The 236-nt window shown below is 66.9% G+C and carries 1 protein-coding gene; it reads right to left on the reverse strand.

The window, feature by feature from the left end; all coding sequences use genetic code 11:
* Positions 1 to 236: hypothetical protein (locus tag KVT37_RS32895; protein WP_217579095.1), on the reverse strand; the 236-nt coding region annotated here is incomplete at both ends.

Consider the following 236-nt stretch of genomic DNA (forward strand, 5'->3'; position numbering starts at 1 on the left):
CGTGCCGGTGGAGCCAGAGGTGTAGATCACATAGGCAAGGTTGCGCGGCGTCAGGCCAAGCGCCGTCGGATCGATATCGCTGTCGGGATGGCTCCCGTTAGCCATCTGCGCCTCGTCCAGCGCGATCGTCTTGCGTCCCGACAACGCATCGCCAAGGGCTGCCCGTCCGGTCTCGTCGACCTGCAGCAGACGCGGTTCGGCCTCGCCGACCACCAGGCCAAGCCGCTCGCACGGAT

The sequence above is a fragment of the Mesorhizobium sp. GbtcB19 genome, assembly GCF_019091085.1.
GTDB lineage: Bacteria > Pseudomonadota > Alphaproteobacteria > Rhizobiales > Rhizobiaceae > Mesorhizobium.